Here is an 8832-nt window from a genome sequence, read left to right as displayed (position 1 = left end):
GATGTCGCGTACGAGGCGCGAGCCGCGGCATCCCTCTTCCTCCGCTGACACTGAACCGCCGTCGCGCGCGCCGTTGCGGGGGATTCGCAGACGGGCGCTCTAGCCTGGAGCGGTGACCTTGCCCCTGCACTCTTCTGCCGCGCCCCTGGTCGGGGTGGTCATGGGTTCCGACTCCGACTGGCGGGTGATGAGCGACGCCTCGCAGCTGCTCACTGACTTCGGGGTCGCGCACGAGGTGGAAGTGGTCTCGGCGCATCGCACGCCCGACACGCTCATCGCGTACGGACGCGAAGCGCGCGCCCGCGGGCTGAAGACGATCATCGCCGGGGCGGGCGGCGCCGCGCACCTGCCCGGCATGCTCGCCTCGGTCACGGCCGTGCCGGTCATCGGGGTTCCCGTGCCGCTGGCCCACCTCGACGGCATGGACTCGCTGCTGAGCATCGTGCAGATGCCCGCCGGCATCCCCGTGGCGACCGTGTCGATCGGCGGCGCGAAGAACGCGGGACTGCTGGCCGTGCGCATCTTGGGCGCGCACGACGAACGCCTGGCAGACGCCCTCGAGCAGTACGCACGTGACCTTCAGGCGCAGGTCGAAGAGAAGAACGCCCGGCTGAAGGGCGCTCTGTGAGTGTGCTGAGCCCGCCGCGGCCACCGGGCGCGCGGCCCGGGCCGCAGGCATCCATCATCGAGTCCCGCCCGCTGCGCAACCCCGACGGCTCACCCCACGTGATGACCCGCCGCGCATGGTGGCTCGTGGTGCTGAATGTGCTCGTGCCCGGCTCGGCGCAGGTGCTGGCGGGCAATCGGCGGCTCGGCCGGTTCGGGCTCGGTGCGACCCTCACGCTGTGGACGCTGATCGTGCTCGGCGTGATCACGGCGTTGCTGTGGCGGTCGCTGCTGTTCACCCTGGTCACGAACTGGTTCGCGCTGCTGGTGCTGCAGATCGTGCTCGTCGCGTACGCGGTGCTGTGGCTCGTGCTCACGTTCGACACGCTGCGGCTCGTCACACTCGTGAGGGTGCGCCCGCTCGCGCGCATCGGGGTGACGCTGCTGGCGGTCGTGCTGCTGGTGGTCACCGGCGGCGGGGCGCTGTACGCGGCGCAGCTGACCGGCGTCACCCGTGACACGCTGGGGGCGATCTTCGGGCAGTCCGGCCCGAGCGTGCCGCCCACCGACGGGTACTACAACATCCTGCTGCTGGGCGCCGACCCCGATTCGGGCCGCGATTCGATGCGGCCCGACAGCATCTCGGTGGTGTCGATCAACGCTGAGACCGGGGCCGTGACGATCACGGGCCTGCCGCGCGACACGCTGGGCGTGCCGTTCTCGGAGGGGCCTATGCAGGAGCTGTTCCCTGACGGTTACCGCGGCCCGAACTGCGGCACCGCCCATTGCGCCCTCAACGAGATCTTCACCGAGGTGGGCGTGCTGCGCGACGGCACCGCGCTGTATCCCGACGCGGCGAGCCAGGGTTCGTCGCCGGGGATCGAAGCGGTGAAGGATGCCGCGTCCGGCTACCTCGGCATCGAGATTCCGTACTACGTGCTCATCGACATGCACGGGTTCGCCGCGCTGATCGACGCCCTCGGCGGCGTGGAGATCACGGTGACCGAGCGGCTGCCCGAGGGCGGCGGTCCCGCCTACGCGGGTCAGCCGGCCGACGAGTGGGCGACCGGCTGGATCGAGCCGGGCACGCAGGTGATGGATGGCGAGACCGCCCAGTGGTACGCCCGCTCGCGGTACACCACGAACGACTGGTCGCGCATGAAGCGGCAGCGCGAGCTGCAGGAGGCGATTCTGCGGCAGTTCACGCCGACGAACGTGCTCACCAGGTTCCAGGAGGTCGCCGCCGCCGGCGCCCATGTGGTGGAGACCGACATCCCGCAGTCAATGCTCCCGTACTTCGCCGAGCTCGCGCTCGAAGCGAAGGAGCAGCCGATCACGACCATCGAGCTGACTCCCGAAGACGGCGTGGACCCCGAGGACCCCGACTTCGCCTACGTGCGCGAGCTGGTCAGCACGGCGCTGCACCCGCCGACCCCGACTCCTGACCCGACCGGCTGACGCCCCGCTCAACCCTGCCGGCCCAGCGGGGTCTGCTGCAGGCGCTGCTGTTCGGCGTCGTGGGCACTCCAGACGTGCAGCTGCCCCCGTTCGCCGGCGCTCGCGAGCACGGAGAAGAGGGATGCCGTGGCCACACCGCCGTCGGCGACCCGGGCCTTCACGGCGGCGAGGATCTGGCCGGCGAGGGCCACGTTCCCCTCGCCCTGCATCGCCGTGGCGATGTCGGCCGCGGCGTACTCGACCTCGCCGATGGTCAGTGGCCCGGTGAGGTCGACGAGCGCGGGGATCAGCGCCGTGTCGACGAGAATGACCGCATCGGCGGCGCCGAGTTCTGCAGCACTCTGCGCGGCGGCCGGGAACGTGTCGCCGGTCACCGGTGCGGCCAGCGGCCCGCCCGCACCGAAGCTGATCGTGCCGGCGTCGGCGCGCACGATCCCAGCGGTGACCGGTGGCTCAGCGGATGCACCGAGCGGGTCGTCCTGCACGAACACGAGCAGGGTGCGTTGCCCCTCGCCGCCGAGCATGGTCGGCAGCAGCGTGGCGGCGCCAGCGGAGATCTGGATGCTGCGCGCGACGCCCCGCAGTTCTTCGATGTCGGTCGACGCCACCTGATCGAGCATGTCGTCGACGCGCTGCGCGACGAGCGCGGCGTCGGCCAGCGCCGGCGCCGCGGTGGCGAGCCGGGTGGTGTTGAGCCGGCCCCCGGTGAACTCGAGCGTGCCGAGGTTCGCGACGGTCATCGCCTCGCGCAGGTGGGGGATCACGCCGGTCAGCTCGTCGACCGCCTCGGCGGTGACGCGCATGTCGCGCATGCCGACGCCGAGGAATGGCAGCAGCTCGGCCGCGCGCCACACCGGGTCGGATGTCAGCGACCGGGCGTCGGCGGCGTGCGCGGCGCCGCGCGCCATGACGAGGTCGACGTTCTCGATGTCGCCCGTGGCGATGCTCGTGCGGGTGTCTTTCGCGGCCTCGGCCGTGGACGACAGGGCGAGGGCGGCTCCGATGCCGCGGACCCCGAGCCATCCACCCGCCAGCACGACCACGACGATCGCGACGAACACCGCCCAGCCCACCCAGGGTCTGCGGCGGGGAACGTCGTCGGTCACCCCAGCATCCTTGCACGGCGTGCGCGCCACACGGCGATAAGGTCTATCCATGGCGGTGGGGTTGCGGGTGGTGCTGGATCAGCTCGTCACGCCGACGGACCCCGATCTGGTGGATGCCTCGCTCGGCCTGGTGGGTGGGCTCGTCGCGGCGGCCCCCGAGGGGTGCGAGGTGCGCGCGATCGTGCCGGCGACGTCGGCCGAGCAGGACGAGCAGCTGAACCGGGATGTCACGGGCCTGGCCGATGTGCATCGCACCCGCCTGGCGCGCCGAGAGCTGCTCGCGGCGTGGCAGATCGGCACGACGGCCGGAGTCGGGGCGGGGATGATCCATTCGCCGACGCTGATGGCTCCACTCGTCAAGCATGATCGCGTGCACGACCACGATCAGACCGTGGTGACGCTGTGGGACCTCGCCGCATGGGTGAACCCGGGCGAGCTGCCCCGCGCATCGGTGGCGTGGCAGCGGGCGATGCTCAAGCGCGCCGTGAAGCACGCCGACGCCGTGGTGGTGCCGACGCACGCCATGGCTCGGCGCCTGGAGGAGATCGCCCGCTGGCGCGGCCGTGTGCGCGTGATCGCGGGTGCTGCACCCACGGGCTTCACCCGCCCCGTCGACACGGTGGGCCGGCTGCGCGAGCACGCGCTGCCCGACGACTTCGTGGTGGTCGCAGCATCCACCGCTCCCTCTGACGGACTCGGCCTCGGTCTTGCCGCCGCAGCGCGGGCGCTCGCCGCAGACGACGGCCTGCACGTGCTGGTGCTCGGCGCCGCCGAGGGGACCGAGCCGGCGATCGCGGATGCGGCGGGGGCCGCCGGCATCCCGGAGCACCGCATCCACGCGCGCGGCGCGTTGGATCCGCACGCCCGCGCAGCGGTGATCGGCGCGGCGCGGGCTCTGGTCGCCCCGGCGCGGCGGTATGCGTTCCCGTGGCGGGTGCTCGAGGCGCTGCAGCTGGGCACCCCGGTGGTCGCCGCCGCTTCGCCCGTGCACGACGAGGTGGTCCTCGACGGGGGAGTGGTCGTCGGTGAGACCGAGGGGGACGTGGATGCCGGTGAGCTCGCCGACGCCGTCGAGCGTGTCGTGACCGACGCCGAAGCGATCGGACGGCTGCGAGTGCTGGGCACCGACCGGGCGCGGGCGTTCTCGTGGCGTGCCGCGGCCGACCGCGTCTGGCATCTGCACGCCGACATGTGAGGGTTCTTCGAGGTACACCGCTCTGGTGCGCGCCCATGGCGTGCTGCCGTTTGATGACCTGCCTCTCGACGCAGTCACAGCGGAAGGACATACTCCGGCACGAAAATCTCGCGGACGCGTGAGTAGTTCATCGACGACGAAGAGATGATCGAGGTGCTCCCATGCACGAAAGCGACGGCGGTGGAGCATGCCGTGCTGCTCGACCACGTGCGGCGGACGGGTGCGCGCCGCGGCGCCTACGACCTCATCATCGCCGCTCACGCCAGGCAGACAGGTCGTTCGGTCGTCTCCCTCGACGCTACGGCCCACTTCGACGATCTGCCCGGGGTCGACTTCGTGAGAATCGGCTGACGAACTGGCCGGATGAGAATTCGCTGAGAGTGGCGCTGATGCTTGACTTCAGTAACACTGGTCACATGTTGCACCAGAGGGGGCATGCATCTTTGCGTCCGAATCGAGCCCGCGGGGCCCTGGCCGTCGTGGCATCCATCGGCCTGTCGTTGGGCATCCTCATGCCGGTGGGCGCCGCCGTCGCCGCGCCGGTGGACGCTGTCGATGCGGCCGTGCGCCCGGCGACCCTTGTCGGATTCGACCCGGGCAACATCATGAGCGACGCGGTGTTCTATGACGCGCACGCGATGACCTCGGCGCAGATCCAGTCGTTCCTGGACAGCAAGGTCGGCGCGTGCAACAGCAACGACTGCATCAACATCCTGCGTGCGAACGTGTCGTCGCGTGCGAAGCGCGTCTCAGAAACAACCGGCAACGTCGTCTGTGAGGCGTTCACCGGTGGGAACAACCTACGCGTCTCGGAGATCATCTACCGCGCCCAGGTCGCCTGCGGCATCTCGGCGAAGGTCATCCTCGCGACGCTGCAGAAGGAGCAGGGGCTCGTCACGAGCAAGAACCCGAGCGATTGGAACCTCAGCTACGCAATGGGCCAGGCCTGCCCCGACACGGCTCCGTGCGATCCGGCGTACAAGGGCATCGGCGTGCAGATCCTCGCCGGGGCGACGCAGCTCAAGACGTACAAGGCCGCAAACTTCGCCCGCCAGCCGGGCGTGCACAACATCCAGTACAGCCCGAACGCTTCGTGCGGCACGATGCGGGTCAACATCGTCAACTACGCGACGGCGGCGCTCTACAACTACACGCCGTATACGCCGAACGCCGCGGCGCTGAGCGCCGGCTATGGCCTGGGCGACGCATGCTCGTCATACGGAAACCGCAACTTCTACAACTACTACACGGACTGGTTCGGGTCGACGCAGGCGTCGGCGCCGTCCGCCCCGACGAATGTGACGGCGATCGGAGGCAACGGCAAGGCCGTGGTCTCGTGGGCTGCGCCGACGAACACCGGCGGTTCGCCCATCACGAAGTACACCGTGGCTGCCCAGCCGGGTGGTAAGACCGCAACGTCTCCAACGACTACCCGGACTGGTTCGGGTCGACGCAGGTGCCTTCTGGATATACGGCGATCCGCGACAAGTATGACCTCCTAGGTGGGGCCAGCGGAGTTCTAGGCCCGAGCACCTCGGACGTCCGTTGTACGTTGCGTGATGGCGGGTGTTACCAGAACTTCGAGGGCGGATCCATTCATGTCACGCCGTCTGGTGGGGTGTTCGCGACCACGGGTGCGGTGCGTTCGGCGTGGCGTGCGTTGGGGTTTGAGAACGGCGACCTGGGTTATCCCACCACGGCGTTGCGTTGCGAGTCTGAGGACGGAAGCTGCGTCCAGGAGTTCGAAGGTGGTTCCGTGGTCGTCGGGGCCGATGGACGGGCGGTAGTGAACCGCCCGTGATGCAGACCTGCGTTGCACTGAAGGCGGACGCTCGCGTGCGGCTGCACCCGGCTTCTCTCGGGAGCCGTTCGATATGATTGACGAGTTCGTCGTGGCGTGTCGCCACTTTCCTACCCGAATGGTGACCTGAGTTGACGTTTGGCAAGCCGATCAACCTGCGCGACTTCGACACACCGGCGCGCGGCCGTGGCATCTTGGACGTTTTTCGCCGAAGGTATCTGTTCCGGCTGCTTGTGCGGCAGGGCACGGCGACCCGCTACCGCAACTCGGTGCTGGGCTGGGTGTGGTCCTACGTCAAGCCGGCATCCCAGTTTCTCATCTACTACTTTGTCATGGGTGTGGTTCTTCAACTGAACCGGGGCATCGAGAACTTCCCGATCTATCTCTTCGCGGGTGTTGTCGCCGTGAACCTCTTCAATGAGGCGTTCGGAAACGCGACGACCTCGATTGTCGATAACAGAGCGCTCGTCAAGAAGATCTACCTCCCGCGCGAGCTCTTTCCCGTTGCCGCGATCGTGATTGCGCTGGTTCACTTCCTGCCGCAACTCGCGATTCTGCTGCTCGTGTGCATTCTTGTCGGCTGGGCGCCGACGTTGCTTGGCCTGGGCGCGGCTCTGCTCGGTATCTCGATGATCGTGGCGTTTGCGCTCGGCCTCGGATTGCTTTTCGCTGGGCTCAACGTTCGGTATCGAGATGCTCAGAACTTTGTCGAACTGATCCGGATGTTTTCGGTCTGGACCTCTCCCGTGTTGTACCCCTGGATCCTCGTCAGGGACGCTGTCGGCAGCCACCAGTGGCTCTTCGACGTGTACAGCTGGAACCCGCTTACCGTGGCGGTCGAACTCTTTCATCAAGCTTTCTGGGCCGGGACAGTGCCGGCGCCGGATGCTGGAATGCCTGACCCCAGCATTCTGCCGAACTTCGGCACTTCACTCCTGGTAGCCACAGTGATCTGCGTGGGACTCATCTTCCTGGGCCAGGCGACATTTCGACACTTCGAACGTACTTTTGCGCAGGACCTATGATGACCGACGAGATTGTTCAGGTAACCGAATCCGAGCCGTGCATCATCGTCGACGGTGTGACGAAGCGCTTTCTCAAGCGGAACACGCACTCTTTCAAAGAAGCATTCGTCGGATGGATCAAGGGCCGGAAAGTACGTGCGGACTCATTTCTCGCGCTGGATGACCTATCGTTCCAGATCGGTGAGGGCGAGTCTGTCGCTGTCATGGGCCTGAACGGGTCTGGCAAATCGACCACGCTCAAGTTGATCTCGGGTGTGCTTGAGCCTGATCGTGGCCGCGTATTCACCCGGGGTCGCGTAGCCGGGCTCATCGAGGTCGGCGCGGGCTTTCACCCGGAGTTGTCGGGTCGAGAGAACGTCTACCTCAATGCGGCCATCCTCGGCATGTCAAAGGACGAGATCAATCGCTGTTTCGACGAGATTGTTGAGTTCTCCGAGATCGGGGATTTCATCGACCAGGAGGTCAAACACTACTCGTCGGGTATGTTTATGCGGCTTGCATTCTCCGTAGCCATCCACGTCGAACTCGACGTGCTGCTCGTGGATGAGATCCTGTCGGTTGGTGACGCTCCGTTCCGAGCAAAGTGCTCAGCAAAAATCAAGGAGCTTACCTCGAAGGGGGTGACAATGCTCGTCGTGAGTCACAGCACCCACATGGTGCAGGACCTCTGCGAGCGCGGCATCGTCATCAAGCGGGGGAAGAAGATCTTCGATGGCCCGATTGACGACGCGATCGACGCGATGAGTACGCGATGAAAGTCACACGGAAGCGCATTCTTGTGGATGCGAGCGCGTTGGGCGATGTCGACGTCGTGGACGTGCGCTTCGATGGCCACCGAGTTTGGTCGCTCGCCGTTCCGCGTGCACGCGCGGAAGAGATCGCTATCACCTGGCCAGAGGCTCTCAGACCGAGGCTCGTCGGTGTCACCACGGTAACGCTCGTGGATGCCGTGTCTCAGCGCGTTTTGGCCGCCGCGGTCGACGTGCGATTCGGCTTCACTCGTCAGAGGCTTGCTCTCACTGATGCACGGGGTCGTTGGCTCGCGATGACAAAGTGGGATCGCCTCGGACCCGTCCTCGAGGGTCGGCACGCGGATATCGAACGCGAGCTCCTCGAGAATGGCGTTGGTCTCGTGCAGCACCTGCAGCAGGCGGGATACGACGTCTACATCGTCGGAGGGACGCTCCTCGGGGCCGTTCGGGACGGCGGACTCATGCCCCACGACGATGATCTTGATCTCGCCTTCCTATGTCGTGCGGAGAACGCGGCAGACGTTGGACTGGAATCGTTTCGAATGGAACGTGTGCTTCAGGAGCATGGCTACACCGTTGTGCGGCACAGTCTCGCGCATCTTGAGATCGAGTTCTTCAACGAGGACGGCGAGCCGGACCACTACGTCGACATATTCACGGGCTTCTTCCGTGACGGATTGTACTGTCAGCCGTTCGCGCTCCGCGGGCCTGAGGTCGAGCAAGCAGACCTACTCCCCACGCGCCAGCGACGCATTGCCGATGTCGAGCTGCCCGAGCCGGCGAACGCGGAGGCCTGGCTGGCTTACGCGTACGGCGAGGGGTGGAGAACGCCCGATCCCACCTTCAAGTTCATCACTCCTACGTCGACGAAACGCCGATTTGACGGCTG

At 66.9% G+C, this 8832-nt stretch carries 10 protein-coding genes; 9 read left to right on the top strand and 1 reads right to left on the bottom strand.

All coding sequences use genetic code 11. The annotated features are described in order from the left end of the window. The first annotated feature begins 160 nt into the window (after window positions 1–160). Window positions 161–628 (top strand): 5-(carboxyamino)imidazole ribonucleotide mutase, encoded by a 468-nt coding sequence (gene purE / locus ACK5IN_RS07665; RefSeq protein ID WP_416895604.1) that lies wholly within the window; start codon window positions 161–163, stop codon window positions 626–628. Continuing rightward, the gene (locus ACK5IN_RS07660; RefSeq protein ID WP_416895603.1) at window positions 625–2064 is read left to right on the top strand and encodes an LCP family protein; all 1440 of its coding nucleotides are present in this window, start codon (window positions 625–627) and stop codon (window positions 2062–2064) included. The genes purE and ACK5IN_RS07660 overlap by 4 nt, the downstream gene beginning before the upstream one ends. A gap of 8 nt (window positions 2065–2072) precedes the next feature. Here the strand turns inward: ACK5IN_RS07660 and ACK5IN_RS07655 are convergent, their stop codons facing one another. Then, entirely contained in the window at window positions 2073–3170 is a 1098-nt protein-coding gene (locus ACK5IN_RS07655; RefSeq protein ID WP_416895602.1) for a hypothetical protein, read from the bottom strand. A gap of 49 nt (window positions 3171–3219) precedes the next feature. On the opposite strand from ACK5IN_RS07655, the gene ACK5IN_RS07650 reads away from it, so the two are divergent. The 7 genes from ACK5IN_RS07650 to ACK5IN_RS07620 form a co-directional block, all read left to right on the top strand. Beyond that, the gene (locus ACK5IN_RS07650; protein WP_416895601.1) at window positions 3220–4365 is read left to right on the top strand and encodes a glycosyltransferase; all 1146 of its coding nucleotides are present in this window, start codon (window positions 3220–3222) and stop codon (window positions 4363–4365) included. Window positions 4366–4509: 144 nt separating this feature from the next. Continuing rightward, window positions 4510–4716 carry a type II toxin-antitoxin system VapC family toxin gene (locus ACK5IN_RS07645; protein WP_416895600.1) on the top strand — a complete coding sequence of 69 codons (207 nt, stop codon included), beginning with the start codon at window positions 4510–4512 and terminating at the stop codon, window positions 4714–4716. A gap of 92 nt (window positions 4717–4808) precedes the next feature. Next, window positions 4809–5867: a hypothetical protein gene (locus ACK5IN_RS07640; protein WP_416895599.1), complete on the top strand. Its 1059-nt coding sequence runs from the start codon at window positions 4809–4811 to the stop codon at window positions 5865–5867. Next, a complete protein-coding gene (locus tag ACK5IN_RS07635) occupies window positions 5822–6166 on the top strand; it encodes an LGFP repeat-containing protein (protein WP_416895598.1) in 345 nt (114 codons plus the stop codon). The genes ACK5IN_RS07640 and ACK5IN_RS07635 overlap by 46 nt, the downstream gene beginning before the upstream one ends. A 131-nt stretch (window positions 6167–6297) precedes the next feature. Continuing rightward, complete coding sequence (locus ACK5IN_RS07630; protein WP_416895597.1) at window positions 6298–7191, top strand: ABC transporter permease; 894 nt, start codon at window positions 6298–6300, stop codon at window positions 7189–7191. Further along, on the top strand, window positions 7191–7946 hold the full coding sequence (locus ACK5IN_RS07625; protein WP_416895596.1) for an ABC transporter ATP-binding protein: 756 nt from the start codon (window positions 7191–7193) through the stop codon (window positions 7944–7946). The genes ACK5IN_RS07630 and ACK5IN_RS07625 overlap by 1 nt, the downstream gene beginning before the upstream one ends. After that, on the top strand, window positions 7943–8832 hold an 890-nt coding region (locus ACK5IN_RS07620), incomplete at its 3' end, for a LicD family protein (RefSeq protein ID WP_416895595.1). The genes ACK5IN_RS07625 and ACK5IN_RS07620, both read left to right, overlap by 4 nt.

It is taken from the genome of Microbacterium sp., assembly GCF_047971895.1.
GTDB lineage: Bacteria > Actinomycetota > Actinomycetes > Actinomycetales > Microbacteriaceae > Microbacterium.
The sequence above is the reverse complement of the archived record's forward strand: the minus strand, read 5'-3'. Positions and strand labels throughout refer to the sequence as shown.

What these genes read in the sequence shown, in the direction of transcription:
- purE (WP_416895604.1), top strand. Translation starts at nt 161, where the DNA reads ATGGGTTCCGACTCCGACTGGCGGGTGATGAGCGACGCCTCGCAGCTG.
- ACK5IN_RS07645 (WP_416895600.1), top strand. Translation starts at nt 4,510, where the DNA reads ATGATCGAGGTGCTCCCATGCACGAAAGCGACGGCGGTGGAGCATGCC.
- ACK5IN_RS07625 (WP_416895596.1), top strand. Translation starts at nt 7,191, where the DNA reads ATGACCGACGAGATTGTTCAGGTAACCGAATCCGAGCCGTGCATCATC.
- ACK5IN_RS07650 (WP_416895601.1), top strand. Translation starts at nt 3,220, where the DNA reads ATGGCGGTGGGGTTGCGGGTGGTGCTGGATCAGCTCGTCACGCCGACG.